The sequence below is a fragment of the Curtobacterium sp. PhB136 genome, from assembly GCF_004346855.1.
GTDB lineage: Bacteria > Actinomycetota > Actinomycetes > Actinomycetales > Microbacteriaceae > Curtobacterium.
In genome coordinates, this window is record NZ_SMGH01000009.1 from 71,021 (window position 1) to 97,255 (window position 26,235).

At 71.5% G+C, this 26,235-nt stretch carries 25 protein-coding genes and 4 tRNA genes; 16 read left to right on the forward strand and 13 right to left on the reverse strand.

What is annotated here, in order from left to right; genetic code table 11:
• Positions 1–2 precede the first annotated feature (2 nt).
• The 8 genes from EDF27_RS16130 to csrA are packed head-to-tail and all read left to right on the forward strand — an operon-like array spanning position 3 to position 6,914.
• Positions 3–554, forward strand: coding sequence for a flagellar biosynthetic protein FliO (locus EDF27_RS16130; protein WP_132049970.1), 552 nt, complete (start codon positions 3–5; stop codon positions 552–554).
• Between the two features lie 50 nt (positions 555–604).
• Entirely contained in the window at positions 605–1,372 is a 768-nt protein-coding gene (gene fliP / locus EDF27_RS16135) for a flagellar type III secretion system pore protein FliP (RefSeq protein WP_243698405.1), read from the forward strand.
• A complete protein-coding gene (gene fliQ, locus EDF27_RS16140; RefSeq protein ID WP_123653352.1) occupies positions 1,372–1,647 on the forward strand; it encodes a flagellar biosynthesis protein FliQ in 276 nt (91 codons plus the stop codon). The genes fliP and fliQ overlap by 1 nt, the downstream gene beginning before the upstream one ends.
• Positions 1,647–2,423, forward strand: coding sequence for a flagellar biosynthetic protein FliR (locus EDF27_RS16145; protein WP_123653353.1), 777 nt, complete (start codon positions 1,647–1,649; stop codon positions 2,421–2,423). Before fliQ ends, EDF27_RS16145 begins: the two co-directional genes overlap by 1 nt.
• A 2-nt stretch (positions 2,424–2,425) precedes the next feature.
• On the forward strand, positions 2,426–3,616 hold the full coding sequence (locus EDF27_RS16150) for an EscU/YscU/HrcU family type III secretion system export apparatus switch protein (protein ID WP_132049974.1): 1,191 nt from the start codon (positions 2,426–2,428) through the stop codon (positions 3,614–3,616).
• Positions 3,613–5,667, forward strand: coding sequence for a flagellar biosynthesis protein FlhA (locus tag EDF27_RS16155; RefSeq protein WP_123653355.1), 2,055 nt, complete (start codon positions 3,613–3,615; stop codon positions 5,665–5,667). Before EDF27_RS16150 ends, EDF27_RS16155 begins: the two co-directional genes overlap by 4 nt.
• Positions 5,642–6,589: a hypothetical protein gene (locus EDF27_RS16160; RefSeq protein WP_132049976.1), complete on the forward strand. Its 948-nt coding sequence runs from the start codon at positions 5,642–5,644 to the stop codon at positions 6,587–6,589. The genes EDF27_RS16155 and EDF27_RS16160 overlap by 26 nt, the downstream gene beginning before the upstream one ends.
• Positions 6,590–6,638: 49 nt before the next feature.
• Positions 6,639–6,914, forward strand: a complete 276-nt coding sequence (gene csrA / locus EDF27_RS16165; RefSeq protein ID WP_123653357.1) for a carbon storage regulator CsrA — start codon at positions 6,639–6,641, stop codon at positions 6,912–6,914.
• A 105-nt stretch (positions 6,915–7,019) separates the two neighbouring features.
• Here csrA and EDF27_RS16170 read toward each other — a convergent pair whose 3' ends face one another.
• Positions 7,020–9,122: an acyl-CoA dehydrogenase gene (locus tag EDF27_RS16170; RefSeq protein WP_132049978.1), complete on the reverse strand. Its 2,103-nt coding sequence runs from the start codon at positions 9,120–9,122 to the stop codon at positions 7,020–7,022.
• Positions 9,123–9,322: 200 nt separating this feature from the next.
• Between EDF27_RS16170 and EDF27_RS16175 the strand changes: the two genes are divergently transcribed.
• On the forward strand, positions 9,323–10,789 hold the full coding sequence (locus tag EDF27_RS16175) for an oligopeptide:H+ symporter (RefSeq protein WP_132049980.1): 1,467 nt from the start codon (positions 9,323–9,325) through the stop codon (positions 10,787–10,789).
• A 153-nt stretch (positions 10,790–10,942) separates the two neighbouring features.
• Here the strand turns inward: EDF27_RS16175 and EDF27_RS16180 are convergent, their stop codons facing one another.
• The 5 genes from EDF27_RS16180 to EDF27_RS16210 form a co-directional block, all read right to left on the reverse strand.
• Entirely contained in the window at positions 10,943–11,278 is a 336-nt protein-coding gene (locus EDF27_RS16180) for a hypothetical protein (RefSeq protein WP_123653360.1), read from the reverse strand.
• 111 nt (positions 11,279–11,389) lie between these two features.
• Positions 11,390–14,764, reverse strand: a complete 3,375-nt coding sequence (locus EDF27_RS19820; protein WP_165931539.1) for an SbcC/MukB-like Walker B domain-containing protein — start codon at positions 14,762–14,764, stop codon at positions 11,390–11,392.
• Entirely contained in the window at positions 14,761–15,543 is a 783-nt protein-coding gene (locus EDF27_RS16200) for a DUF4194 domain-containing protein (RefSeq protein WP_123703704.1), read from the reverse strand. Before EDF27_RS16200 ends, EDF27_RS19820 begins: the two co-directional genes overlap by 4 nt.
• A complete protein-coding gene (locus tag EDF27_RS16205) occupies positions 15,540–17,078 on the reverse strand; it encodes a DUF3375 family protein (RefSeq protein ID WP_123703702.1) in 1,539 nt (512 codons plus the stop codon). The genes EDF27_RS16200 and EDF27_RS16205 overlap by 4 nt, the downstream gene beginning before the upstream one ends.
• Before the next feature lie 120 nt (positions 17,079–17,198).
• Positions 17,199–17,271: transfer RNA gene (locus EDF27_RS16210), tRNA-Val, on the reverse strand.
• A 370-nt stretch (positions 17,272–17,641) separates the two neighbouring features.
• On the opposite strand from EDF27_RS16210, the gene EDF27_RS16215 reads away from it, so the two are divergent.
• The 3 genes from EDF27_RS16215 (at position 17,642) to EDF27_RS16225 (ending at position 17,981) form a co-directional block, all read left to right on the forward strand.
• Positions 17,642–17,713 (forward strand) — tRNA-Gly (locus tag EDF27_RS16215).
• Between the two features lie 82 nt (positions 17,714–17,795).
• Positions 17,796–17,866 (forward strand) — tRNA-Cys (locus EDF27_RS16220).
• A 40-nt stretch (positions 17,867–17,906) separates the two neighbouring features.
• A tRNA-Val gene (locus tag EDF27_RS16225) sits at positions 17,907–17,981 on the forward strand.
• 56 nt (positions 17,982–18,037) lie between these two features.
• Here EDF27_RS16225 and EDF27_RS16230 read toward each other — a convergent pair.
• From EDF27_RS16230 to EDF27_RS16245, 4 genes are read right to left on the reverse strand one after another with little or no spacing between them, the layout of a single operon-like run.
• Complete coding sequence (locus EDF27_RS16230; RefSeq protein WP_243698393.1) at positions 18,038–18,721, reverse strand: cation transporter; 684 nt, start codon at positions 18,719–18,721, stop codon at positions 18,038–18,040.
• Complete coding sequence (locus tag EDF27_RS16235) at positions 18,718–19,071, reverse strand: metalloregulator ArsR/SmtB family transcription factor (RefSeq protein ID WP_132049984.1); 354 nt, start codon at positions 19,069–19,071, stop codon at positions 18,718–18,720. The genes EDF27_RS16230 and EDF27_RS16235 overlap by 4 nt, the downstream gene beginning before the upstream one ends.
• 51 nt (positions 19,072–19,122) lie before the next feature.
• Positions 19,123–19,749, reverse strand: coding sequence for a hypothetical protein (locus EDF27_RS16240; RefSeq protein WP_132049986.1), 627 nt, complete (start codon positions 19,747–19,749; stop codon positions 19,123–19,125).
• A 29-nt stretch (positions 19,750–19,778) separates the two neighbouring features.
• On the reverse strand, positions 19,779–20,063 hold the full coding sequence (locus tag EDF27_RS16245; RefSeq protein WP_243698394.1) for a DUF6458 family protein: 285 nt from the start codon (positions 20,061–20,063) through the stop codon (positions 19,779–19,781).
• 146 nt (positions 20,064–20,209) lie between these two features.
• On the opposite strand from EDF27_RS16245, the gene EDF27_RS16250 reads away from it, so the two are divergent.
• Positions 20,210–20,695 carry a DUF1269 domain-containing protein gene (locus tag EDF27_RS16250; RefSeq protein WP_132049988.1) on the forward strand — a complete coding sequence of 162 codons (486 nt, stop codon included), beginning with the start codon at positions 20,210–20,212 and terminating at the stop codon, positions 20,693–20,695.
• Positions 20,696–20,711: 16 nt separating this feature from the next.
• On the opposite strand, the gene EDF27_RS19825 is transcribed toward EDF27_RS16250, so the two are convergent.
• The 3 genes from EDF27_RS19825 to EDF27_RS16260 are packed head-to-tail and all read right to left on the reverse strand — an operon-like array spanning position 20,712 to position 24,658.
• Positions 20,712–20,861, reverse strand: coding sequence for a hypothetical protein (locus EDF27_RS19825; protein WP_165931540.1), 150 nt, complete (start codon positions 20,859–20,861; stop codon positions 20,712–20,714).
• Between the two features lie 24 nt (positions 20,862–20,885).
• Positions 20,886–21,635, reverse strand: coding sequence for an ABC transporter permease (locus EDF27_RS16255; RefSeq protein ID WP_123653368.1), 750 nt, complete (start codon positions 21,633–21,635; stop codon positions 20,886–20,888).
• A gap of 26 nt (positions 21,636–21,661) precedes the next feature.
• Positions 21,662–24,658, reverse strand: a complete 2,997-nt coding sequence (locus tag EDF27_RS16260; protein WP_132049990.1) for a right-handed parallel beta-helix repeat-containing protein — start codon at positions 24,656–24,658, stop codon at positions 21,662–21,664.
• Here EDF27_RS16260 and EDF27_RS16265 point away from each other — a divergent pair.
• The 3 genes from EDF27_RS16265 to EDF27_RS16275 all read left to right on the forward strand — a co-directional run bounded on the left by EDF27_RS16265 (position 24,618) and on the right by EDF27_RS16275 (position 26,193).
• A complete protein-coding gene (locus EDF27_RS16265; protein WP_132049992.1) occupies positions 24,618–25,112 on the forward strand; it encodes a hypothetical protein in 495 nt (164 codons plus the stop codon). The genes EDF27_RS16260 and EDF27_RS16265 overlap by 41 nt on opposite strands.
• Positions 25,109–25,444 carry a hypothetical protein gene (locus tag EDF27_RS16270; protein ID WP_123653371.1) on the forward strand — a complete coding sequence of 112 codons (336 nt, stop codon included), beginning with the start codon at positions 25,109–25,111 and terminating at the stop codon, positions 25,442–25,444. The genes EDF27_RS16265 and EDF27_RS16270 overlap by 4 nt, the downstream gene beginning before the upstream one ends.
• A 62-nt stretch (positions 25,445–25,506) precedes the next feature.
• Positions 25,507–26,193, forward strand: a complete 687-nt coding sequence (locus tag EDF27_RS16275) for a hypothetical protein (RefSeq protein WP_123653372.1) — start codon at positions 25,507–25,509, stop codon at positions 26,191–26,193.
• The last annotated feature ends 42 nt before the right edge of the window (positions 26,194–26,235 follow it).

The window sequence follows — 26,235 nt, forward strand, 5'->3', positions numbered from 1 at the left end:
TCGTGGACACGCTCGTCATCACCCTCCGCGTCGCGCTCTCGCTCGGCGTCGTGCTCGCCCTGATGTGGGTGCTGCACCGCCGCGTGTCCAAGGGGCAGCTCGGCCGGACCAAGGCGAAGGGCCGTCGGTCCGCCGCCGTGGAGGTCGTCGCCCGGCAGGGGATCGGCGGCAAGGCGAGCGTCGTCGTGGTGGACGTCGAGGGTGAGCGCCTGGTGCTCGGCGTGACCGAGCACGGCGTGAGCCTGCTCACGAGCGGTGCCGCGCCCGCGCCGGAACTGACCATCGTCACGGGTCCCGTCGTGCTGCCGAGCGTGCCGCGACCCGTCGCGCCGGAGCCGACCGCCCCGGCCGCGTCCGCCGACGCGTTCCGTGCCGAGCTGGACAAGCAGGACCAGGCCGCACCCAGCCTCCCGTCCGATCTCCCGATGCGTCCCCGCAACCGCAACCGGCGCGCCGTCGCCGTCCCCACTTCCGCGCAGCTGCAGGGCTCGATCCTCTCCGTGGACACCTGGCGCCAGGCGGCTGCCGCCGTGCGCAACCGGCGGGCCGGGTGACCGCCGCGCGGACCGGGCGTCTGCTGCTGCTCGCCGTCCTCGGCGTGGCGATGGTCGCCGGGTTCCTGATGCTGACAGCGACCGGTGCGCACGCGGCCGGCGTCGTCGAGCCGACCGCGCCGGCCACCCCGACCGCCCCTGCCACGGGCGGCTTCTCGGTCAGCGTGAACGGTCCGGACGGCGCGCCGTCCTCCGCCGTCGTGACGCTCATCGGCATCACGCTGCTCAGCGTCGCACCGGCGCTGCTGCTCATGATGACGTCGTTCACGAAGATCTTCGTCGTCCTCGCGATGACCAGGAACGCGCTCGGTCTGCAGTCGATCCCGCCGAACCAGGTGATCGCCGGGCTCGCGCTCTTCCTGTCGCTGTTCGTGATGGCACCCGTGATCGGGCACATCAACGACGACGCGCTGCAGCCCTACCTCGCCGGGCACCTCGACTTCCAGCAGGCCGTCGACATCGGCACGAAGCCGCTCCGGACGTTCATGCTGCACCAGACGCGGGACGAGGACCTGGCGCTGATCACCCGTGCCGCGGGACTCGCGAACCCGAAGGACATCGACGCGGTCCCGATGACGACGGTGATCCCGGCGTTCATCATCTCCGAGCTCCGCAGCGCGTTCATCATCGGGTTCGTCATCTTCATCCCGTTCCTCGTCATCGACCTGGTGGTCTCCGCGGCGCTGATGTCGATGGGCATGATGATGCTCCCGCCGGTGATGATCTCGCTGCCGTTCAAGATCCTGCTGTTCGTGCTCGTCGACGGGTGGGGGCTCATCATCAAGTCGCTCATCGAGAGCTACCAGGTGGTGCACTGATGGACCAGCAAGCCGTCATCGACCTCGTCCTGCAGGCGCTCCTCGTCGCGGGGAAGCTCGCCGCCCCCGTCCTCGTGACGTCCCTCGTGGTGGGCTTCGCCATCTCGCTCTTCCAGTCCGTGACGCAGATCCAGGAGGTCACGCTCTCCTTCGTGCCGAAGGCCCTCGCGGTCGCGATCGCGCTCGTGGTCTGCGGCAACTGGATGATCTCGGAGATGATCGGGTTCACGCACTTCGCGTTCGACCAGATCCCGAAGCTCCTCGGGGTCGGCTGATGGAACTGGCCATCGACTTCGACTCCCTCGAGGGCACGATGCTGGCCGGGGTCCGGATGATCGCGTTCTTCCTCATCGCACCGCCGTTCTCGTACAAGGCGTTCCCGAACACCGTGAAGCTCATCCTCGCGCTGGGGCTCGCCATCGGCGTCGCACCGCGGGTGACCGCCGGGTACGTCTCGCTCGACACGGGCCCGTTCCTCGTGGCCCTCGTCACGCAGCTCGTCGTCGGTCTGGTCCTCGGGTTCCTCGTGTACCTGGTGTTCGCGGCCGTGCAGTCCGCCGGTGCGCTCATCGACCTGTTCGGCGGTTTCACGCTCGCGCAGGCGTACGACCCGCAGTCCCAGGTGAACGGTGCGCAGTTCACCCGGCTGTTCCAGATGGCGGCGCTCGCGCTGCTGTTCGCCTCGGGTGGGTACCAGCTGATCGTCGGCGGCCTCGTCCGGTCGTTCGACGCGGTGCCGCTCGTCACCTCCGACGGGCACGTCGGGTCGTTCGCGCTTGGTGGGGTCGCCGGCCTCCTCGTCGCCGCGCTGTCCCAGATGTTCCTCGCGACGCTGCAGATCGCCGGCCCGCTCGTCGTCGTGCTCTTCCTCGCCGACGTCGGCCTGGGGCTCCTCACCCGGGTCGCGCCGGCGCTCAACGCCTTCCAGATGGGCTTCCCGATCAAGATCGGCCTGACCGTCATCTTCGCCGGGGCGCTCTTCATGGCGCTGCCGTCCGTCGTGTCCAGCCTGACCGGTGACGCCGTGCAGGCGATCACGGGGAGGGGGTGAGCATGTCCGACAGTGGTGAGAAGTCCGAGAAGGCCACATCCAAACGGATGAAGGACGTCTACAAGAAGGGCCAGCTCGGCCGTTCCCAGGACCTCGGCGCGTGGATCGGCATCGCCCTCGCGGCGCTCATGGTCCCCGCGACCATCGGCCGGGCCGCGGCGGCCGGGCAGTCCCAGCTCGACGGCGTGCGGCTGGTCATCGCGGACCCGACGATCGGCACGATGCGCGGGGTGTTCGACGACGCGATGGGCTCGATCGGCGCCACGATCGGCCCGATGCTCCTCGTGGTGCTCATCGGCGTCACCGCGACCGCGGTCGCGCAGGGCGGCGTGCACTTCCGTTCCCTCGCCCCGACCCCGGAGCACTTCGACCCGATCCAGGGCATCAAGCGGGTGTTCGGCACGCAGGCGCTGTGGAACGGGCTGAAGGCCCTCGTGAAGACGGCCGTCGTCGGCCTCGTGCTCTGGTTCGCGGTGCAGGGACTCGTCCCGGTCCTGATGACCAGCGGCTCGCTGCCCCTGTCCGCCGTGCTCTCCGCCGCCGGCGCCGGTGCCGGCACCCTGCTCCGTGCGGCGATCGCCGCCGGGCTGGTGCTCGCCGCGCTCGACGTGTTCGTCGTGATCCGCCGGAACCGGAAGCGCACGATGATGACCAAGCGTGAGGTCAAGGACGAGAACAAGTCCGCCGAGGGCGACCCGCTCGTCAAGGGGCAGCGCCGCTCCCGGCAGCTCGCGATGAGCCGGAACCGGATGATCCAGGCGATCCCGGGCGCCGACGTCGTGATGACGAACCCGACGCACTACGCGGTCGCGCTCAAGTACGAGCCGGGCAAGTCCGCGCCCCGCGTGGTCGCGAAGGGCGCCGGTCCGGTGGCGTCCCTGATCCGCGAACGCGCCGAGGACGCACGGGTGCCGATCGTCCGCGACGTCCCGCTCACCCGGGCCCTGCACGCCGCGTGCGAGCTCGGGCAGGAGGTCCCCGTCGACCTCTACACGCCCGTCGCCCGGGTGCTCTCCTTCGTGATGGCGCTCAAGGCGAAGGGGGCAGCAGCCGGTACCCACGCTCCGCCACGGCCGACCACGCCGGACGAGGTCGCCACGGTCATCGACCCGGCCACCCTGACCGGGGACCTCCGGCCCCGCAAGCTCCGTCCGTCCCGCACGACCCCGTCTCCCGAAGAGGTGCCAGCATGAACCGCAAGGACCTGCCGAAGCTCGCCGTCCCGGTCTTCATCGTCGGCATCATCCTGCTGCTGATCCTGCCGGTGCCGTCGTTCCTGCTCGACTTCCTGATCATCTGCAACATCCTGCTGGCGCTGGTGATCCTGCTCACGACGTTGTTCGTGAAGAAGCCGCTCGACTTCTCGGTGTTCCCGTCGCTGCTCCTCGTCGCGACGCTGTTCCGGCTCGGCCTCAACGTCGCGTCGACGCGGCTCGTCCTCGGCGAGGGCTTCGCCGGCGACGTCATCCAGGCGTTCGGGCACGTCGCGGTCTCCGGCTCGATCATCATCGGCGCGGTGATCTTCCTCATCCTCATCGTCATCCAGTTCGTCGTCGTGACGAAGGGTGCCGAGCGCGTCGCCGAGGTCGGCGCCCGCTTCACCCTCGACGCGATGCCGGGCAAGCAGATGGCGATCGACGCGGACCTCAACGCCGGGCTGATCACCGACGCCCAGGCCAAGGAGCGCCGCGCGTCGGTGTCCGCCGAGGCCGACTTCTACGGCGCGATGGACGGCGCGTCGAAGTTCGTCAAGGGCGACGCGATCGCCGGCATCCTGATCATCGTCATCAACCTCGTCGGCGGCATCGCGATCGGCATGCTGCAGAACGGCCTCTCCGTCACCGACGCGCTCTCGAAGTACGGCATCCTGACCATCGGCGACGGGCTCGTCACGCAGATCCCGGCGCTCCTGATGGCCGTGTCCACGGGCATGATCGTGACCCGCTCCGGCGCCGAGTCGGAGATGGGCTCGTCCGCGGCCGCGCAGCTCGGGCAGTCCCGGAACGCGCTGATGATCGCCGGCGTCGCGGCGATCGCGATGGGCTTCATCCCCGGGATGCCGATCGTGCCGTTCCTGCTCGTCGGCGCGACGCTGCTCTTCACCGGGTGGCGCATCGGACAGAACGCCGCCCGGGCGGAGCAGACGGCCGCGCAGCAGGAGGCCCTCGCCGCTGCGGCACCCTCCGGCGACACCCCCGAGGACCTCATCGAGCAGATGCGCGTCCACGCCCTCGAGATCCTCCTCGCACCCGACCTGGTCGACATGGTGTCCGGCGCGTCCGACGACCTGCTCGGCCGTGTCCGGGCGCTCCGCCGGAAGATCGCGCTCGACATGGGCATCGTCGTCCCGCCCGTCCGCACCCGCGACAGCATCGACCTGCCGCCGTCGACGTACGCGATCCGGATCGCCGGCGTCGAGGCCGGCCGGGGCACCGCGCCCGCGCGGAGCGTCCTCGCCCTCGGCGACCACCTCGACGGGCTGCCAGGCGACGCGACCGTCGAGCCGGTGTTCGGCCTCGCCGGCAAGTGGGTGCCCGCCGAGCTCCGGCACGCCGCGGAGATGACCGGCGCCACCGTGATCGACCGCGTCTCCGTGCTCGTCACCCACCTGCAGGCCGTGATCGGCGACAACGCGGCACGGCTCCTCACCCGCGAGGACGTCAAGGTGCTCGCCGAGGGCGTCAAGCAGGTCAACCCCGCCGCCGTCGAGGAACTCGTGCCGGGCATGCTCTCGATGGCCGAGCTCCAGCGCGTCCTGCAGGGGCTCCTCGTCGAGCGCGTCCCGATCAACGACCTCGGCCGGATCTGCGAGGCGCTGACGCTCCGTGCGAAGGTCTCCACCGACCCCGAGGGACTCGTCGAGGCCGCCCGCGCCGCACTCGGCCCCGCGCTGCCCGCCCGGCACCTCGACAACGGGGTGCTCCGCGTGATCATGATCGACCCGCTGCTCGAACAGTCCATGCTCGAGGGACTCCGACCCTCCGAGCAGGGCACCCAGATCGTGCTCGACGCGCACCGCATCGAGCAGGTCCTCGGGTCCGTGCGGGACGCCGTCCGGAGCGTCGAGGAGCAGGGGCTCTCCGCCGTGCTCGTCTGCGCACCGCAGCTCCGCCCCGCCGTGCACCGCATGGTGTCCGCGCAGTCCAACGGCCTGCCCGTGCTCTCCTACCAGGAGGCCACGGCAGCGGGCTCCACCATCGAGACCGTGGGAGTGGTCCGTGCCGCCGACCCGATTGCAGCGTAGCGCCGCGACGCTCGAGGACGTCCGCGAGGCCGTCCGCGCCGAGTTCGGCCCCGGCGCCCGCATCGTCGCCGCCGAGCGCGTCACGAGCGGTGGCATCGGCGGGCTCTTCCGGAAGGCCCACGTCGAGGCCACCGTCGAGGTCCACGACGCCACCGACGTCCCCACCGCCCGGGTCGCGATCGCGGACGGGCCCGCGAAGCGCGTCGGCATCGCCGCGCTCCTCGCCGACGCCGAGGAGACCGAGGCACGGATCGCCGCGTCCTCCGGGACGTCGGCGACGCGGGCCGACGCCTTCGCGTCGGTGCTCGACGGGTTCGTCGCGGACGGGATCGCGCCCGCGGTTCCTGCCGCTGCTGCTGCCGCTGCTGCCACCGCCCCCGGCCCCGGTGCGGGGCCGGATCGTTCCGTGGAGGGCGATCCGGGCCTCCTGTCCGATGCGCCGTTCCGGTCTGGAGGCACGGCCGGCGTCGACGACGTCACGTCACCTCGTGCGTTCGGTGCGTCGGCCGCGGCGCGGACGCCGGTGCCGGCGGTCCTGTCGGCCGACGGCGACCTCGTCGTGCTCGTCGGCCGCGCCGGTGACGTCGACGCTGCTGCTGGGGTGTTCGCCGCGCGACACGGACTCCGCGAGACCGATGCCGCGGACCGTCGCGGGGGGATCCTGGCGCGGGCGGACGGGGTCCGGCTCGGCCACGCGCTCCTCGGGGTCGCGACGTGGGACGACGCTCGCACGCTCGACGGGCTCGCGCCGGACCAGGTGTGGGTCGTGGTCGACGCGGGGCGGAAGCACGAGGACAGCCTGGCGATGGTGGACGCGGTGGCATCCGTGGTCACCGTGGCGGGGGTGCTGTCGATCGGGGGGTCCGAGACGGCGTCGCCGGAGTCCGTCCACGGCCTCGGCCTGCCGGTCCGCACGCTCTGACGCCGTGTGGGACGCGCTCGCCGCGCCGCACTGTGGCTAGGCTGAGCGGGTGCTGGTACTCACGCGGAAGGTCGGCGAGCGGATCCTCATCGGTGACGACATCGTCATCACGGTCCTGGACTCCCGAGGGGACGGTGTGCGCATCGGCATCGATGCGCCCCGTGGCGTGAAGATCCAGCGCGAAGAGGTCGTCCGTGCCGTCGCCGAGGCCAACGTCGAGGCCGCGCAGGCTGCCGGTGACGACGCCGAGGCCCGCCTGCGTGCCGCGCTCGGCGGTGCGGCGGGGCCTGCGGCACCGTCCTCGCCGTCGTCGTCGACCGACTGACGTCGTCGTCGTCGATCGACTGACATCCGTTCGCGCCCCCTGACGAACACCGCGCCCCGGTGTGCCGGGGCGCGGTGTTCGTGACGGGGCGCGAGGCGGCCGTGCTCAGGGGCGGGGCTTCTTCTCCTGCTCGGGGAGCCGTCCGGCGGCGCGCTCGGCAGCGAACCAGGCTTGTGCCTCGTCCTGGCGGGCCTGCTCCTCGCCGAGGGCGATCGGTGCGCGGACGTGCCCTGGCTCGTAGCCGAACGTGTCGAGCAGCTGCGGCACGAGCGGCCGGATGCGCGCGATGAGCCGGTCGATGTACGCCGAGACGGCCCGAGCGCGCTGCGACGACAGCCGGCCGTGCACCAGGTACCACTCGAGGTGCTCCTCGAGCAGCCCGAGCGCGAAGAGGTCGCGGAGCCAGACGAGCACCCGGCGGGTGTCACCATGGGGAACCTCGTCGATCGCGGCGGTGAACGCGTCCCACTGCATGAGTTCCGCGTGCGCCTTCGACGCCTCGATGAGCTCGTGCTGGGACCGGTTCAGCAGGAGCGCCTGCCGTGCACGGTCCTTGCCGGCGGTGTTCAACCGCATGCCGATCTCGGCGACCATGGTGTCGACACGGCCTGCGAGGAGGTCGCGCTGGGTGCCGGGGTCGCGGAGGTCGGCGACGCTCGCGGCGAGCGAACCGCGGTCCTTCGCCGCCTGACCGAGCCGGCGGACGCCGCTGGCGTCGGCGAGCTTCGACCCCACCTGGGCGGCGACGAACTTCGCGGTCGAGGCGGCGTCGCGCGGTGCGCGCTTCCGGAAGTCGGTGAGCAGACGCTTGCCGACGAGTTGGAGCAGCACGGTGTTGTCGCCCTCGAACGTCACGTACACGTCGAGGTCGGCGCGGAGGCTGGTGAGCCGGTTCTCGGCGAGGAAGCCGGCGCCGCCGCAGGCCTCGCGGCACTCCTGCAGGGTGTCCAGGGCGTACCAGGTGGACATCGACTTGAACGCCGCTGCCTGGGTCTCGAGGTCCTCGCGGCGCTCCGGGGTGTCCATGCGGCCGCTGAACACGTCGTCGAACGTGCGGAGCAGCTGCTCGTGCGCGAAGGACTGCGCGAAGACGCTCGCCAGCCGGGGGATGAGGCGGCGCTGGTGCTGGCCGTAGTCGAGCAGGACGCCCTCGGTGCCGCCGCCGGTCGGGAACTGGCGACGCTGCATCGCGTAGGTGAGCGCGATCTGCAGTCCGATCTTCTGCGCGACGACCGCGGCGCCGTCGAGCGACACGCGGCCCTGCACGAGGGTGCCGAGCATCGTGAAGAAGCGGCGTCCGGGGGAGTCGATCGGTGAGGAGTAGGTGCCGTCCTCGGCGACGTCGCCGTACCGGTTCAGCAGGTTGGTGCGGGGGACCCGGACGTGGTCGAAGTGCAGCCGGCCGTTGTCGATGCCGTTGAGGCCGCCCTTGACGCCGTCGTCCTCGCCGCCGATGCCCGGCAGGAACTCGCCGTCGTCGTCGCGCAGCGGGACGTAGAACGCGTGCACGCCGTGGTCGACGCCCTGCGTGACGAGCTTCGCGAACACGACCGCGGCCTTGCCGTGCAGGGCGGCGTTGCCGATGTAGTCCTTCCACGCGCCGCGGAACGGCGTGTGCACGACGAACTCCTGCGTCTCCGGGTCGTACGTGGCGCTCGTCGCGATGCTCTGCACGTCGGAGCCGTGGCCGGTCTCGGTCATCGCGAAGCAGCCGGGCACGTCGAAGTCGATGATGCCGGGCAGGAACTCGCGGTGGTTGCGCTCGGTGCCGAGGTGGTGGACGGCGGAGCCGAAGAGACCCCACTGCACGCCGGCCTTGATCTGCAGCGACGGGTCCGCGGTGGTGAACTCCTCGAACGCCGCGATGTTGCCGCCGTGGTTCGACTCGCCGCCGAACTCCTCCGGGTACGGGCGCTGGATGGCGCCGGCCTGCTGCAGGATCCGCAGTTGGTCGAACGCGCGGGCGCGGTGCTCGGCGATGGTGAGGCCCTCGACCTTGTGCAGCGCCGGGTCGAGCACGAGGCGCCGCGATGCCCGGCGGTCCTCGGCCCAGCGACCGAGGAGGTGCTCGGCGAGCAGGTCGACGTCGATGCGCACGTCCGTGTCGGTGCCGGCCGTCGGTGTCCCGGCTGCCGGATCGCCCGCGGCGTCGGCCTTCGGGGTCCCGGTGCGGGTGTCGGCGGTGGTCTCGGGTGCGGTGTCGACCATGTGTTCGGTCCCTCCTGAACGGCGATGTTGCTCCGGTCCACGCTATGCACCGCGCCCGAGAGCCGCACGAGAGGGGTGCGCGGGCCACAACCGCTCACCGTTCCGGTCCGGAACAGATCGTGGGAACCCTCCAAAGGCGGATGTGCGAGCGGTCCTCGACGATTGGGCGCGCCCCTCGGATGCGGGGCAGACTGGCTGGCATGTCAGGCACCACCGCCCCAGGGCACGATGTGAAACCACGACGGACCTTCTTCGGCCAGCCGTTCGAGCTGTCCACCCCGTTCGCCGTCGAGCTCTGGGAGCGCTTCTCCTTCTACGGGATGCAGGGCATCGTCCTCATCTACATGTACTACTCGGTCGCCCGCGGCGGCCTCGGCGTCGACGAGCACGTCGCCACCGGGATCATGGGCGCCTACGGCGGCGCCGTGTACCTGTTCACGATCATCGGCGCGTGGGTCGCCGACCGGCTGATCGGTGCGGACCGCACGCTGTTCACCAGCGCCATCGTCGTGATGTGCGGCCACATCGCCCTGGCCCTGCTCCCCGGGGTGACCGGCGTCGGGGTCGGCCTCGTGCTCATCGCCCTCGGGTCCGGCGGGCTCAAGGCCACGGCGACGACGATCGTCGGCGGGCTCTACTCGAAGGAGGACCCGCGCCGCGACGCCGGGTTCTCGCTGTACTACCTCGGCGTCAACATCGGCGCGTTCTTCGGGCCGATCCTCACCGGGCTCCTGCAGTCCTCGCTCGGCTTCCACTTCGGCTTCGGTCTCGCCGCGGTCGGCATGGCCGCCGGCCTCATCCAGTACGGCATCCGCCGACGGAAGCTGCCCGAGGTCGTCCGCCACGTCACGAACCCGCTGCCGAAGCGCCGGTACCCGATGGTCGGCGTGCTGGTCGCCGTCGGCCTCGCGATCGTCGTCGTCGCGGTGCTCACCGGGCTCCTCAACGTCGACAACCTGCCGACCGTCGTGGTCGCGATCGTCATCGTCGCCGCGATCACGTACTTCATCGTGATCCTCACGAGCGGCATCACGAAGGACGAGCGCTCCCGGGTGCTCGCCTTCATCCCGCTGTTCATCGGCAGCGCGGTGTTCTGGTCGCTGTACCAGCAGCAGTTCACGGTCGTGACGATCTACTCCGACCAGCGCCTCGACCGGACCATCGGCGGGTGGGAGATGCCGGTGTCGTGGGTGCAGTCGATCAACCCGATCATGATCATCGTGCTGTCCGGGGTGTTCGCGGCGATGTGGACCAAGCTCGGCAAGCGCCAGCCGTCCACGCCGACGAAGTTCGCCCTCGGCACCGGGATCATGGGCATCGCGTTCCTGCTGTTCCTGCCCTTCGTCGGCACCGGTCGGAACGGCACGCCCGTCCTCGTGCTCGTCGGCATCCTGCTCGTCTTCACGATCGCCGAACTGCTGCTGTCGCCGATCGGGCAGTCCGTCGCCACGAAGCTCGCACCGCCGAAGTTCCAGACGCAGATGGTCGCGCTGTTCTTCCTGTCCGTGTCGCTCGGCACCGCGGTGACCGGCGTCCTGTCGAAGTACTACGACCCGCAGAACGAAGCGCCGTACTTCTCGATCCTCGGCCTCGTCGCGGTCGTCGTCGGCGTGCTCTTGCTCGTCGCCGCCCGCCCGGTGCTCCGCCTGATGCGCGGGATCCGGTAGCCTGAGAACCGCCACATCGGCCTCGAACCTGGGAGACACATCATGCTGGAGCTCGTCGGAGCAGTCGTCATCGGCATCGGCGTCATCGGTGGCGTGTTCACGTGCATGGCCATCGCCGCCATGCTCAAGAGCGGGTCCGAGGAGTACTAGGCCCTAGCTCACGTCCGGTTCCACCGGGACCAGTTGACGACTCAGGACGGTCGCGCGCTCGAAGGGGCCGCGGCCGTCCTTCGTGTACACGGGCTCGTCGAAGGCGACGGTCCACGACAGCGGCTCGCCGACGCCCGGGTAGCCGACGATCTGGTTCCCGCCGGGTCCCACGACGACACCGACCAGGTCACCTGAGCCGTCGGCGTCCACCCACTGCTCGCCGCCGGTCGTGGCGTCGACGACGCGGACGAGCGCCCCGATCCCGAGCGCCCCGGGGGACTCGTCGCCAGCGGGGGTTCGGCGCTTCCGGTTCCACATCACGCCTCGACCGTACGGCACGCCTCGACCGTACGGCACGCCTCGGTGAGATCGCACTTCGTGTCGGTGTCGCCCAGCGAAGGCGACAGGAAGTGCGATCTCACCAGTGGCCGGCTGGTGCCCACCCGCCCGTCAGGCGGACGCGCGGACGATCTCCGTCACGGACGAGTGGCCCGTGTCGGGGTGCTTCCGCATCGACAGCAGGCGCTCCATCGAGGGCTCGAGCGCGGTGACCTTGTCGAGCGGTGCACTCACCACGAGCTGGAACCCGAGCCGGAGCCACGCCGTCACGGCACGCCCGGCGAACTCCGAGTCCGCCTTGATGAACGCCTCGTCGAGGAACACCGGCGCGAAGCGGGGCCGCGGCCGGGTCTCGTCGCCGAGCTGGTAGCGCAGCGCCGCCCCCACGATGAACGCGACGAGCTCCTGCGTCTCGCCGCCGGACTTGTCGCCGAGGGACGAGTACACGCCGAGGTCGTTGCCCGCGGTGTCGTAGCGGACCGCGGTGATCTCCATGTGCCGCCGGACGTCGAGCACGGCGTCGCGCTGCGAGGCCCGCGCGCCACGGGGTGCGGACGGGTCCTGCCGGATGACCGCCATGAACCGCCGGAGCCGGCGGAACCGGGTCTCCAGCACGTCGTCGGTCAGCTCGGTGTCGACCGAGGCCGACAGGGCGCGGAGTTCCCGACGGAACTGCGTGACGTCCTCGCGGGTGACCCGGCGGATCACGATCTTCAGGCGGTCCCGGTTCGCCCCGAACGGCAGGTCCCGGAGGATCTCGTTGACCGGCTCGAGGCGCTCCTCGATCTCGACGACGGCGCGGTCGAAGGCGCCGGCGAGCGGGACGAGGTCCTCGCCGCTCCACTGCGACAGGCGTCGACGCCACTCGCTGCGGCGCGCGTGCAGCCCGGTCGCGACGATCTGGTCGAGGATCGCGCGGTAGTCCGGGTACGAGGCGACGCCGGTGCCGAGGTTCGGGTCGGGCCAGGCGTCCTGGTACCGCTGGAAGGTCATCGTCAACGCGTTCGAGGCCGACGCGGCACCGTCGAGCGCCTGCGACAGGCGTTCTTCGAGCCGCCGCCGGAGCCGGCGGGTGGCGTCGTCGAAGCCGTCGACGCCGTCGGGCGCGCCGACCTCGTCGAAGGTCTCGGCCAGGAGCTGTGCCTGCTGGTCGTCGGGGAGCGACGCGGGGGAGTCGTCGAAGCGCGCCAGGATCTCCGCGGCGGCGTCCTGCCCGTCGACGAGCACGGCGTGCCGTTCCTCGAGCCGCTGCACGGTGAGGCGCGCGGCCGAGCGACGATCCGCGGCCTCGTCGAGGGAGGTGCGGAGCCGCGCGACCGACGCCCGGAGCGTCCGGAGCCCGTCGTCGGCGGCGAGCAGGGCCTCCCGCTCGGTGGAGAGCCGGTCGAGCGACGCCTCGACCCCCGCGACGTCGATGCCCTCCCAGGTGGTGTCGACCAGGTGCTGGTGCGCCGCACGGAGCTCGTCGAGCGCGGCGATGTCCTGCGCGACGTCGGTGCGCCGGGCCTCGAGCGTCGCGAGGTCCTGCGCGATCGCGGCGAGTTCGGTCTCGACGGCGACGACGCGGGCCTCGTTCGTGAACCCGATGACGTTGGCCTGCCGACGGTCCCCGTGGGCACCGCGTCGGCCGTCGCGGAGCTGTCCGGACTCGGTGACCCGTCGGCCCCCGCCACCGAGCTCCGATGCGGAGGACACACAGCGGGCGTCGATCCGGTCCGACTCGATGCGGGAGCGGACCCACGTGCTGAACGGGGAGTCCTTGATCGCGAGCTTGCCGGACACCATCGCCCGGTCGCCGTCGACGTCGAGGTGCGGGCCCGACGGCACGCCCTCGAACTGCACGCGGACCGGGATGCGCAGGGCGTCGATGGCCGCGCTGAAGGAGTCGAGCTGGTCCTGGTCGACCAGGAGCGTGCGGGCGACGGGCGCGAGCACGGACTCGATCGCCGTGCGCCAGCGCTCCTCGCCGGGCAGCACGTCGAGGAGCTCCGCGACGAACGGCAGGTCGGCGGGGTCGAGTCCGGCGGCCTGGGCCATCGCGACGCGGGCCTCGTGCATCGGCAGCGGCATCGCGCCCTGCCGGTGTTCGAGCGACTGCCGCTCCTGGCGGAGGGACCGCTCGCGGTCGAGCAGCGGGTACTCCTCGCGGGTCAGTGCGTCCCGTCGAGCGTCCAGCGAGGAGCGAGCCGCGTCGAACGTCCCGAGGAACTCGTGCGAGGCGCGCTGCGCCGCGACGAACGAGGACTCCGAGGAGACCGTCACGTCGAGCGGAGCGGTCCGCGTGTCGAACGTCGCACGCGCCCGGGCGACCACGTCACGCTCCCGCGTCCGCCGGTCGATCCGGTCCTCGAGCTGCGCCAGCGCGTTGCCGCCGGAGTCCCGGAGCCGGGCCTCGGCCTCACGCAGCTCGATCTCGACGGCGGCGTGCCGGGCGGAGGCCGCCTCCACCTCGGCGCGCCCCGCGGTCCGGGAGCGGCTGTTCCGGGCGACCTCGTCGTCCAGGAGCTCGCGCTTCCGGGTCGCGGTCCAGTGCGCGAAGGGCGACACCTCGGACCCGGTGGCGATCCCGTCGAGCGCCGCGGCGGCCGAGCGGGACCGCTCGATCTCCAGGTGCAGCTCGGTGATGGGGGCGAGGATCCGGACCTTCCGCTCCTCGGTGTCCATCGCCTCGTACGCCTCGTCGAGCGCGGAGAAGTGCGCGAGCGCACGGTCGGCGGCCTCGTAGGTGCCGGGCGTCTCGAGCACGAGCGACTTGTACAGCGAGTCGACCGTCGGCATGTGCTGCCCGGCCTGGATCCGCGCGAGCAGGCGCATCGCCCGGTTCCCGCCACCGGAGTCGCCGATCCCGAGCCGCGTCTGCAGCGTGTACGCGAGCTCCTGGTACGTGTCGCGGATCACGAGCCCCGGGACGCGTCCGGTCAGCTCGAGGTGGCTGAACCGGGACGGCACGAAGTCCTCGAGCCGCCGCAGGTCGAAGTCGTCGTCGACCGTCGCCATGGTCATCTGGATGTCGCCGACGCCGCGCGCCCGCTTCGGCACGATGTACGCGCGGAGCACGGTGAAGCGTCGCTCGTCGTCGTTGAGGAACGTCACCGCCACGGCGCCCCACGTCGCGGTGTCGTCGCCGCGCAGGTTCACGTCCCGCAGGGCGCCGGACTCCGGGTCGCGCCGCGTGTCGATCTTGCCCCGCAGGTACGTCAGCAGGTTGCGCTGGTCGGCGCTCCGCGCACGCCCGGTGGTGGCGTCGTTCGACGCGCCGTTGAACGGCACGTCGGACGGCATCATCACCGCGAGGTACGCGTCCATCAGCGTGGACTTGCCCGTGCCGGACGCGCCGGAGATCAGCGTCGCCGCACCGGACAGCTCGATCTGGCGGTGGCCGTGGAAGCCGCCCCAGTTCACGACCTGCACGGACTGGGCGCGCCACTGCGCAACGGTGTCGAAGAGCGCCGGCATGCCGGCGGTGTCGATCCGGAAGTCGGTCACGCGGACTCCTCCTCGTCGTCGTCATCGGCCTGGAGGCTCGGCTCGGCTCCCTCAGGCGCGTCCACCGGTGCGGTGGTCGCGTTCGACGACGCAGTACTCGCCAACCACGTGTCCAGTTCCAGCAGCCGCTCCAGGGGGAGCAGGACCTCGACGACGCTCGCCACCCGGAAGCGGTCCGGGTCGCTCGTCTTCAGCAGGACCCGCGCGGTGATCAGGCGCTCGATCGCCTTCGCGACCCGGCCCTCGTCGCGGGTGCGGTCGGTCGCGGTGGCCGGTCGGAAGCCAGCCACGTGCCCGAGGATCTCCGACCGGTCGACGACGACCTGGTCGGGGCCCGGCCGGGTGTCGGCGCGGAGCCGCATCCGGAGGTAGACCAGGACGATCGTCTCCTCCCGCGTGTACGGCACGTCGCGGAGCAGCGTCGGGAAGCCGCGGCGCTGGCTCTCGGAGCGGGCCTGGCGCTTCCACGCAACCTCGCGGTCGCGGTCGACGTGCAGTTCCAGGAACAGGTCGTTCAGCCGGGACCGCAGTTGCCCCTCCGCATCGAGGACCGCGCGCCACTCGTCGGCGTGCGTCCGCGCGCTGACGTAGGAGTGCCGGAGCAGCGCGACGAGCGCGCGGCGCTGCGGTTCGTCGAGGCGACCCTCGTCGCCCTCGAAGAGGGCGAAGCTCGACTCGTCGCGCTCGTCCTCCTGCGGGACGGAGGCGGACTCGTCGAAGGGATCGATGCCGTCGAACGCGTCCGTGTCGTCGACGTGGGATGCCGTCGTGTCGGTCACCGGGCCTCCAGGGTGGTGCTGTCGTCGTCTGCCGGACGGTCCTCGGTGAGATCCGCCGTGGGCATGGTGAAGGTGACCGCCGTGCCGTCCGGGCGCACCGTGTGGTGCGGGACGGCGGTGACGGCGGTCTCGAAGTCGGTGTGGCCGGTGAGCAGGTGCGCGAGGCCGAACAGCTCGACCGGGCGACGCTGCTCCGGCGGCAGCGCGTGGAAGGCGCCGACGCTCGTGCCGGCACCGGCGGAGCGCAGCGCCTCGCGGAGCTCGACGAGCAGGGGGCCACCGTGGCGCCGGAGCGACTCGACGTCGATCTCGTCGAAGACGTCGTCGTCGGGTTCCTCGATGGGCGGCGGGACCGCCTCGGTGTCGGGGTCGTAGAAGCGTTCGCGGAGCGTGCCGACCTCGGCGACCGGGGGGAGGAGGCCGAGCGGGATGCGCTCCCGCGCACCGCCGGACTCCATGAGCGCGGCCATCCGGCGGTTCACGCTGCGGAGCACGGCGTCGAGCTCGCGGTCCCGGACGACGTCGTGCGCGACGATCTGGTCGCGGAGCGTGCCGGTGAGCAGGCGGCGCTGCGCGAGGACGTCCTCGATGCCCTGCCGGAGGATCACGACCGTGTTGCGGAACGTGCGGCGCTCGGCGGTGCTGAGCGACTCCGCGAAGGGATGGTCGAGGATCGTCGCGATGTCGTCCCGCAGGCGGAGGAGCAGGGCGTCGTCGCGGAGCAGCTCGAAGGCGCCCTCGAACGCACGGCCCTCCGGCGTGGCCTCCATCAGGGTGTCCGTCCGCGCGAGGTAGTCGTCGAGGATCTCGCCGATCGGACGGACCTCGTTCCGGAAGTCCTCCACGATCTCGCGGTGCATCTTCGCCACCGCTTCCTCGACGCGCTTGAAGTCGCTCGGGAGCTGGCGGATCAGGTCCGTGATGTTCGTGTAGCCGTCGCGCATCCGGTCGTCGTCCACCGCGGTGGGCTCGTCCCCACTGGCGAGACGACCACGCTCGGCCTGCAGCTCGGCGATCTGTGCGTCGAGCCGGCGGATCTGCACGTCCGGGTCCGGCTCGGCGCGGGCGGCCCAGCGGTGCACGGCGTCGACGATCATCGCCAGGCGGCTCTCGCTGATGAGCGCCCGGTCCGAGGAGAGGGCGTCCACGAGGCTCAGCGCTTCGAGGGCGTGGCTCGTGAGGGAGTACTGCTCGTCGCCGTCGGGGGAGTTCGAGCGGACGAGCCACTGCGCGGCGACCCATTCGCGGCAGAGCGTGCGGCCGGTCGGCCTGGTGTCGGGCTCGTCCTGTTCCTGTTCCTGTTGCTGCTGCTGCGTGTGCTGCTGCTGCTGCTGCTGCGTGTGTGCCTGCAGCCGGGCGACGTGCTCCTCGACCTGCAGGTGCATCCGGTCGGCGGGGACGTACTGCACGTCGCGGTCGAACACCGTGCGGAAGACGGCGAGCACGACCGCGCTCGTGGGGCGGGACATGAGGCGGAGCGTCGGGCGGTCGAGCACCGCGCGGACGCGGGAGTACTCGAGGTCGACGTCGGTCATGCTGCCCTTGCTGATCGGGTGGGTCGGGGGATGCAAAGAGCCCGACGCGATTGCGCCGGGCTCTTTGTGCACTGCAGGTGTTCTTGCAGTGGGTGGTTCTTCAGGCCCTGAATGGGCACGTGGGCGATACCAGACTCGAACTGATGACCTCTTCGGTGTGAACGAAGCGCGCTACCAACTGCGCCAATCGCCCCCTGCACTTGCGTGCGGATCGATAGTAGCGGATGTCGGCGGTGGTGCCGAACCGCGTGTCGCTCCCGCGCGCGTCGTGCTGCCCGGCGTGCTGCCCGGCGTGCTGCTGCGCCTGCGGTTCCGCAGTGTGCGAGCTTCCGTACACCGTGGGGCCCCGCGTGCCTCGCACCCTGTCCGGAACCTCGCACACTGGGTGCCGCGAGCCGCCGGCGAGCCGCCGGCGAGCCGCTCGCGAGCCGCCCGCGAGCCGCCCGCGAGCCGCCGGATCCGCATGAACTCGGGGGACACGCCCGGTGGACGGGGAGGATTTTGGAGAAACCGCTCGGAGTCGGATACAGTTTACGAGTCGCCGCGAGAGCGGGTCACGACATGCGGATGTGGCGCAGTGGTAGCGCATCACCTTGCCAAGGTGAGGGTCGCGAGTTCGAATCTCGTCATCCGCTCGAGTGCTGGTTCCCCCGGGAACCGGCTTCTCACCAGAGGGTATCCCACCGTTCGGGTACTCACGGAGACGTGAACCTCGATGGTGGGGTGGCCGAGAGGCTAGGCAGCGGCCTGCAAAGCCGTCCACGCGGGTTCGAATCCCGTCCCCACCTCAAGTTCCTGCAGTGACCTCGGTCAACGCAGCGACTCTCTGGGCGATTGGCGCAGCGGTAGCGCGCTTCCCTGACACGGAAGAGGTCACTGGTTCGATCCCAGTATCGCCCACCACGAAACCCCCGACAGGACTCCGGTCCGGTCGGGGGTTTTCTCGTTCCCGCCGCAGCTCAGCAGCAGTCGCACGTGTCGACCTCCCGCTCGCCGATGAGCGCTGCGACGGGCTGCTTGCACGCGTCCCCCCGCCAGGCTTCGAGCCCCTCCCGCACGGCGACGACCACCACGACGAGCGCAGCGACCGGATCGGCCCAGGTCCAGCCGACGAGGGTGTTGAGCAGGAGGCCGACGAGCACCGCGGCGGACAGGTAGCTGCACACGAGCGTCTGCTTGGAGTCGGCGATCGCGGAGGCCGAACCGAGCTCCTTGCCCGTCCCGCGCTCCAGCATGCTGAGGAACGGCATGACCGCCAGGCTGACCGCGGTGAGGACGATGCCGACGGCGCTGTGCTCGGGTTCGCGGAGCCCGGTCAACGTCAGGACCGCGTCGACGCTGACGTACAGGGCGAGGGCGAAGAACGAGACGGCGATGACCTTGAGTGCGGTCCGCTCCCGTGCCTCGGGGTCACGGCCGGCGAACTGCCACGCGACGGCTGCGGCGGAGAGGACCTCGACGACGGAGTCGAGGCCGAACCCGATCAGCGCGGTCGAGGACGCCACGGTGCCGGCAGCGATCGCGACGACCGCCTCGACGACGTTGTACGCGATCGTCGCGGCGACGATCCACCGCACGCGACGCTGCAGCAGGAGGCGCCGGGCGTCCGGGTCCGGCGTCCCGAGGCGCACGGTACCGCTCACGCTCCGACTCCGCAGCAGAGCGGGACGTCGCATCCGGCATCGGTGCACCCGGCGCCGTCGTCGACCGCGAGGACCACGTCGACGAGCGCTTCGAGCGCGCGCGTGAGGTGCGGATCCGCGATCTCGTAACGGGTGCTGCGTCCCTCGGGTGTGGCGACGACGATGCCGCAGCCGCGCAGGCATGCCAGGTGATTCGAGACGTTGGTGCGGGTGAGCCGGAGCTCGTCCGCCAGGCGTGCCGGGTAGCCGGCCCCGTCGAGGAGGCGGAGCAGGATGCGTGACCGCGTCGGATCGGCGAGGGCTCGTCCGAGCCGGTTCATGACGTCGAGGCGTGATGCGGCGGTCAGCATGGCGTGACTGTACAGCGGCGGCTGACCTGTGTCGATCGCTGCGCTGGAGTCTCAGAGGTCGACGGGGAAGGTGATCAGCAGCACCGCGCCGACGACGGTCCCCGCGATCGCCGTCAGGAGCAACACGTCGCGGAGCCGATCATTGAGCTCGCGTTGCGACATCGCGGTGAGGAACAGCACCAGGGCGAAGAGGACCGTGAGGATGGAGTAGTTGTCCGCGCGGTGGTTCATCTGCAGCGCGACGTCGAACCGCTGGTCCGCGCGGTGGTTGAGCGCCGCAGCGTGCGCGCTTCCCTCGGGGACGTAGGACTTCTCCGCGAACGGCCCGGTGTCGGCGCGTCCGTCCGCCTGCCACGCGTCGAAGGCGGTGCGGAGTTCCGGCGTGAAGCGTTCCTCGACGTAGTTGCGGAGGGTCGTGTCGCCATCGGCGTCGGCGAGCACCCACTGCACCCAGATCGTGAGGTCCCACTGGCGGGCGTCCCGAGCCTCGGAGGACGCGTCCGCCGCTTGGACACGCGCACTCGACGCCTGGCTGAAGGCGATCGACATCTCGCCGCTCCACTTCGACGCCTGGAAGCCGCACCACGCGGTCAGGACAGCGGTGACCGACAGGATGATGACGGTGACGAGCTCGCGGCTCCCGCGCCACCGATCGCGCTTGCTGACGGACTCGGTCACCGTTCGCTCCTCTCTGCGCGTCGGACCGGTCAGTCCTCGCGCCCGCCCTCGTCCGTGATCCGACGCGTCACGCGTTCGCCGGTCACCGGGTCGACCGTCACCGTGTACGTCGACTCCACCCGGCGCCGTCGGACGCGGCTGACGATCCCGAGGACGAGCACCAGGAACCCGGCGACGAGGAGGATGTAGCCGATCAGGTTGATGTCGACGCGCGCGAGCTGGAAGTCCAGCGCGAACGCCATGATCGCGCCGACGACCATGAGGAAGATCCCGCCACCGATGCTCATGCTGGCTCCCGTGCTCGTCGTGGTCATCTGCGTCAGTCCACGGAACGGCACCCGCCGACCGCCCGCATCGCCCGGGCCGGGTGAGTTCGTCCGGTGTCGAGCGTCACCCTGGTCGGGTGGTGTCGTCGCCGGCAGGGTGCGGTAAACCGGGCGGCACGCAGAACGGAGCCGCCATGACCGATCTCCTCGTCATCACGTTCCACGACGACGCCCGGGCGTCTGCCGCGTACGAGGACCTGCGATCCCAGGAGCAACTCGACCTCGGAGGCATCGCGCTCGTGCACGTCGACGAGTCGGGACGGATGCACGTCGAGACGCCGGGTCGCGGGGCGGTGCGGGGTGCGCAGGCAGCCACGAGCGCGGTGTTCGGTGCGCTGATCGGTCTGGTCTTCTTCGTCCCCGTGATCGGACTCGTCATCGGTGGAGCGGTCGGCGCGCTGTTCGCCGGGCTCGACCGCACCGGGGTGGACGCCGCGTTCCGTCGGCGTGTGCAGGACGAGGTGCATCCCGGGACGAGTGCGGTGGTCGTCTACGGAGACGCCGGGGCCGGAGGCGCCGTCATGGACGCCGTCGAGCGCCACGGCGGTACGGTCCTGCGCACGACCCTGTCAGACGCAGACGAGCGTGGGATCGCGCACGATCGCTCGCACCGGGACTGATCGGCCCGCGGCGACGTCAGGGCCGGTAGTCGTCGTGCGGCGGGCGCTGCTGCATCGGCGCCGGCCCGTTGCTCGTCGTGCCGTTCGCGCCGAGCGCTCCCAGCACGCCCGCCAGCACCTGGATGCACAGCAGTGCGGTTCGTCCAGCCCACCTCAGGATCCCCATGCCCCGACGATAGCCGTCGCTGTGTCAGGTCGTCGGGACCGGCCGGGTCCGGACCGGCGCGAGCTCCGCCGTGAGGACGGTCGCGACGATCGCGCCCGCCGCGATGATCGCCGCCAGCACGACGATCTGGAAGCGCCCGGCCTCGAGCGGTGAGACCCCGCCGAAGATGGCTCCGACGAACGCGCCCGGCAGCGTGACGAGCCCGGTCGTCCTGGTCTGGTCGGTCGCCGGGACCATCGCGGCGTGCACCGCGCGGCGGACCAGGTCGACGGTCGACTGCCGCGGGGTCGCACCGAGCGCGAGCCACCCCTCGACCTCCTCCCACCGGTCGTCGGCCAGCTCGACGAAGCGTCGTCCGGAGAGGGTCGCGGTCGTCATCGCGTTGCCGATCACGATCCCGCCCACGGCGAGCACGTAGCGCGGGGTGAACGCGATGGCGCCGGTGACGAACACGACACCGAGCGCGACGACGATACCGGCCGCCATCGCGAGGACGACGGGCAGGAACCGTGTCCGCAGGGTGCCGAGACGTCGAGCGGCCGTGGTCGTCGCGACGCCGAACATCACCAGGAGCGCCACCACGATCCAGAACGGGTCGCGGATCACTCCCGTCAGGACGAGGCTGATCGCGGCGAGCTGGAGTGTGCCGCGGAGCACGGCGAGTGCTGGTGCCCACGGCGCGGGCGCGCGGGTGACGAGCAGCACCGCGGTCGCCACGGCGACGAGGACGAGCACGCCGAGGAGGGTCCACACGACGGTGCTCGGCTCGATCACCCCTCGAGCCTGCCACGACGGGGCACTCAGCGCTGGTGGCTCCGGGCTCGGCGGCGTGCGAGGAGGCCGATCATCCCGAGGACGAGCAGGACCACGGTGGCGGCGAACGGCACGGCCAGCGACACCCCGGTCCAGGCGAGCCCGCCGAACTGGTCTGCCGTCGCGGAGCCGACCAGCCCGACCGGGCCGCCCTGGTCGATCGTCCTCGCGGACGGGGCGGCTCCGCCGCTGCCGGTGTCGGAACCACCGTCGTCACCCGTGCCGTTGCCGCCGGAGGGTGTCGGCGTGGTCCCCGCGACGGTCCAGGCGCCGCCCGCGTCGTTGTCGGTGGGGGAGGCCGCCGGGTCCGTCTCGAGGGTGGGGACGACGAGCGGGCTGGTGCGTTCGACGACCTCGTCATCGTGTCCGTCGCCGTCGAGGTCGCGCACCGGTGCCGGAGCGACGTAGGCAACCACACGGAGGTCTGCCGGCGCGTGCTCCGTCACACGGACGGTGACGGTGACGGGCGGCGCGTCTTCACCCGCGGCGAGCGGGTCCTCGGCGGTCGCCGTCGTCCCGTCGAAGCGGTACCCGTCGCCGGTCATCGACACCAGCGTCACTCCGTCGGGGAGCAGCTGCGTCACGGTCCACCCGGACGGTGCTGCACCGGGTCCGTCGTCGTGGGCGGTGAGCCTCCACGACACGGTGTCCCCGGCGTGCAGCGGGACGTCGGTCGGGGTGATCGCGCTCTGGGTCAGCGCGAGGTCGATGCAGTTCTCCGGGTACAGCACCGGGGCCACCGCCAGTTCGTACACCGTGGCCCCGCCGCCGTCGTACGAGAGCGCGTCGTCGAGGTACCCCGTCGCCCGGCACGGCGACCCCCAGTCGTTCGGGTCGCCGTGGTCGCGGGCATCCACTGCCACGGGGCCCGTCACGTCCGTCGGTGCCACCGTCCGTGCCGCGGCGCCGAAAGCGGCGACGTCGGCACTGTCCGCGCCGACCACGGCGTTCGGGAACGTCCGGATCGCGACGGAGTCGGCGGGGAAGGTGTTGCCGACGACGAGGACCGGGTCCTGCAGCGTCCGGCGCTCGGCGCTGTCGCTGCCGGCCGGCGACCCCACACGGATCCAGGTGCCGGACCCGCTGAACCGGTTGTCGCGGACCTCGATCCCGGAGGACGAGTACGAGCCGGGATCGGCACCGTCCTCGTACGTCGGCACCACGACGACCGCCGTCGCGTCGGCGCTGGTCTGCGTGACGGTGTTGCCGCTGATGACGACGTCGTGCGCCGGCGCGGCGGTGATGACCGCCGGCTGGCCAGTCACGACGTTGTCCGTGAACCGGACGTCGCGCGTCCCGGCCGAGAGGTTCACGCCACCGCGGTTGTCGGTCATCGTGCTGTCGTGGATGACAACATCGTGGCTGATGCCGTCGGCGGGGACGGTGACGACGATGTTCCCCACGGCTCCGTTGTCACGGAAGACGCTGGTGCCGATGTCCAGGTCGGCGCTGCTCCGGGCGTAGACGCCGTACTCGGAGACGTTCGCGACGGTGACGTCGGTGACGTCGGAGCCGACCGTGGACGAGTAGAACACGCCGTAGGAGCCGCCGTCGATGCTCGCGTGGGACACGTTCACGCGCTCGGAGCCGTAGGCGCGGAGGATCGCGGCGCCACTCGTCGGCGTCAGCCCCGGCTTCCCCGTCACGGCGACGGTGCTGACCGTCACGTCGCTGGACTCGTGGGTGATCACCCCGGCGCCGGCGATCTCGGCCACGACGTCGGTGATCCGGGTGTCCGTCACACCGAGGAGGGTGACGGCGTTGGAGGCGTTCGGAGCGCCGTCGACGGTCAACCGCTCGATGGTGATGCCGGTCCGGTCGCTGTCGGCGTCGATCTGCGAGGTGGTGCCCACGCCGTAGAGCATCCCGGTGACGTCGGCATCGCTGACGGTGACCCGGCCGGCGTTCTGGGTGTTGATCCCGGTGCCCGGAGCCGACGCTGTGATGGTCGCGTCGGTGATCCTCGCACCCTGCGTCGACCCGAGCGTGACGCCGGTCGTGACGTTCCTGATCGTCGGCGTGACGATCCGCGGACCCGTCCCGGTGTCGCCGACGTTCGTGAACACGCCGTACGCGAACGAGTCGATGGTCGGCCGGGTGATCGTGACCCCCGTTGCGAGGTAGAGGTTGATGCCGGTCGACGCCGCGGCCGCGGTCCCGGTCACGTCGGCGCCCGTGATCGCCGCGCGACCGGTGCTCCCGAGCGAGATGCCCTCCCGGCTCACCGCACTGATGGTCGGGTCGGTGATGGTCGGGCCGGCGGCGGTGCTGGTGTTGGCCGTCCCGATGCCGCGTGCGAACGAGGAGACCCGCACATCGCTGACGACGGACGCGCTCGCGTTCTGCAGGTCGATGCCGGTGCCGAGTGCGCCGGGACCGGTGACCGTCGTGCTGGCGACCTCCGGGGCCGTCGCCGTTCCGAGCGCGATGCCGGTGGTCGCTGCCGTGATCGTCCCGCCGCGCACGGCGATGCCGGACGCGGTCGACGTCGACGTCACGCCGACTCCGGTGGCGACGCCGGAGATGGTGGGGTCGGTCACGGTCGCGGACCCCGTGGTCAGGTTGACGCCGAAGGCCGAGGCCTGGCCGCCGCCGTCCATGGTGAAGTCCGCGATCGTCACGCCCGTCACGCCGGCGCCGAGCTGCACACCGGTCGGGCGGAGCACGCCGTTCGGGTTGCTCACCCGCAGGTCCGCGAGGGCGACACCGCTCCCGGTGACGGAGAACACGGGCGTCGCAGACACCCCGAAGCGGACCGTACTCGCGGCGGTCAGCCCGCCGGCGCTCACCGTGAACCGAGCGAACAGCGTCGAGTCCGCGGCGGACGCGAGCGTGACGCGGCGCTGCACGGTGAGCGCGGTGGTGAAGGCGTAGTCGTTCGGATCGAACGACACCGTGCCGCCTGCGGGCGCGGCGTTCAGCGCTGCCTGCAGCGTCGACAGCGTGCTCTCCGACCGCTGCGCCGGGGTCCCGACCCATGCCATCGGCACCGTGTTCGCGTTCGGGACCAGCGCCTGCGTCGTCGGCGGGGCTGCCGCCCGGACCGCAGCCGAGCGCGGTGGATCCGGTGCCGATGAGCGTGCCGGTGCCGGGGCCGACGGCGGCGTCGGAGTCGGTGTCGGTGTCGGTGGCGACGTGGGTGTCGACGTCGGATCGGGCGAAGGCACCGGAGAGGGTGTCGCCGTCGGCGCAGCGGCTGGCGTCGCCGACGGCGAGGAAGTCGCCGTCGGTAGCGGTGTCGGTGTCGGTGTCGCTGTCGCGACGGCGCCCACCGGCATCTCCTCGGCAGCAGCCGACGGCCCCGCGGCGGTCATCCCCATCGCGACAGCGACCCCGAGGGCCGCAGCCAGTGCCGTGAACGAGCGCGCCCTCGTGCGGATCCCCATGGGGCACTCTCTCCGCACCGCGACGCCGCTGTCCATCGCCCGTATCGGGTGAAACGCGCCGCGGCGCGCCGCCGTGCGCCGAGCACCGTCCTGATCGCGGTCGCGACGCTGGTCGCGGTCGCCACACCGAGCCTCCCGTCCGCCCTGTCCCAGGCGACGTCCGCCGTCACCGCGACGTCCGTCGCACCACGTGGCGGTGCCGCCGCTCCGCCGCACCAGAACCCGATCACCGCGTCGACGAGCGCGGACGGCCGGCACTTCGTCCAGGGCGGGACGTGGACCGCCGACCTCGGGGACGCGCCGCGGATCGGGCTGATCTCGCTCGGTGGTTCCGGGTTCACGAGCACGTTCGACGACCTCCGGGTGAGCACTGTCGCCCGCTGAGGGGGTTCGCAGGTCGGGGCGTGGGCCTCCCGCACCGCGTGCGGGAGGCCTAGGGTCGCGGTGTGGGGAACAACAACGCACCGGGTCGGCGACGCGGCGGACTCATCGGCATCCTCGTGGTCGGGGGCTACCTCGTGCTGCGCTTCGGCTTCCTGGCGTGGCGCGAGCACGAGGACGGCATGTCGACCGGAGCGGTGGCCGGGACGCTCGCGCTCTACGCGGTCGGGATCTTCGCGCTCCTCGAGATCGTCCTCGCGTTCCAGAACGCCACCGTGCGTCGGCGCGAGGCCGCGCTCGCGCAGCTGCACCCCGGTGCGCACCTGGCACCCGTGCTGCTGAAGAAGGACCTCGCGACGGAGATCCGCCGGACCGCGGCGATGCTCGGCACGGACCTCACCGGGGACGTGCCCCGGCGCGGGTCGGCGACGCTCGTCGCGGACCACAACGGCATCGGGCTGTACGCCGGCGGGAGCACCCCGCGGCTGCTGCTCGGGATCCCGCGGGCCGTGGTCCGTTCGGTCGGCAACGGGGAGACCACCGCAGCCGGTCGGTACGCGTTCGGCAAGGTCGACGCACTCCGGGTGGTCGTCGACAACGGGCAGTGGACGGCGATCGACCTGCCGCTGTACCGGACGGTGATCGGGTTCCCGAAGCACCTGCGCGGCGACGAACTGACCGAGCGGGTGCGTGCCGTGGCCGTGGCCGCCGGTGTCCGCGAGGACACCGCGCAGCAGGACTGGATGCGCTGAACGAGCACCCGGAACGGGTGAGGCGCGCAGGAGGCCGGTCGG

Coding starts and splice junctions, on each gene's coding strand:
- EDF27_RS16150 (WP_132049974.1), top strand. CDS start 2,426: ATGTCCGACAGTGGTGAGAAGTCCGAGAAGGCCACATCCAAACGGATG.
- EDF27_RS16260 (WP_132049990.1), bottom strand. CDS start 24,658: ATGGCATGGGTCGGGACCCCGGCGCAGCGGTCGGAGAGCACGCTGTCG.
- EDF27_RS16155 (WP_123653355.1), top strand. CDS start 3,613: ATGAACCGCAAGGACCTGCCGAAGCTCGCCGTCCCGGTCTTCATCGTC.
- EDF27_RS16170 (WP_132049978.1), bottom strand. CDS start 9,122: ATGGTCGACACCGCACCCGAGACCACCGCCGACACCCGCACCGGGACC.
- EDF27_RS16145 (WP_123653353.1), top strand. CDS start 1,647: ATGGAACTGGCCATCGACTTCGACTCCCTCGAGGGCACGATGCTGGCC.
- EDF27_RS19825 (WP_165931540.1), bottom strand. CDS start 20,861: ATGGGGATCCTGAGGTGGGCTGGACGAACCGCACTGCTGTGCATCCAG.
- EDF27_RS16235 (WP_132049984.1), bottom strand. CDS start 19,071: ATGCTGACCGCCGCATCACGCCTCGACGTCATGAACCGGCTCGGACGA.
- fliP (WP_243698405.1), top strand. CDS start 605: ATGGTCGCCGGGTTCCTGATGCTGACAGCGACCGGTGCGCACGCGGCC.
- EDF27_RS16205 (WP_123703702.1), bottom strand. CDS start 17,078: ATGACCGACGTCGACCTCGAGTACTCCCGCGTCCGCGCGGTGCTCGAC.
- EDF27_RS16245 (WP_243698394.1), bottom strand. CDS start 20,063: ATGACCACGACGAGCACGGGAGCCAGCATGAGCATCGGTGGCGGGATC.
- fliQ (WP_123653352.1), top strand. CDS start 1,372: ATGGACCAGCAAGCCGTCATCGACCTCGTCCTGCAGGCGCTCCTCGTC.
- EDF27_RS16250 (WP_132049988.1), top strand. CDS start 20,210: ATGACCGATCTCCTCGTCATCACGTTCCACGACGACGCCCGGGCGTCT.
- EDF27_RS16175 (WP_132049980.1), top strand. CDS start 9,323: ATGTCAGGCACCACCGCCCCAGGGCACGATGTGAAACCACGACGGACC.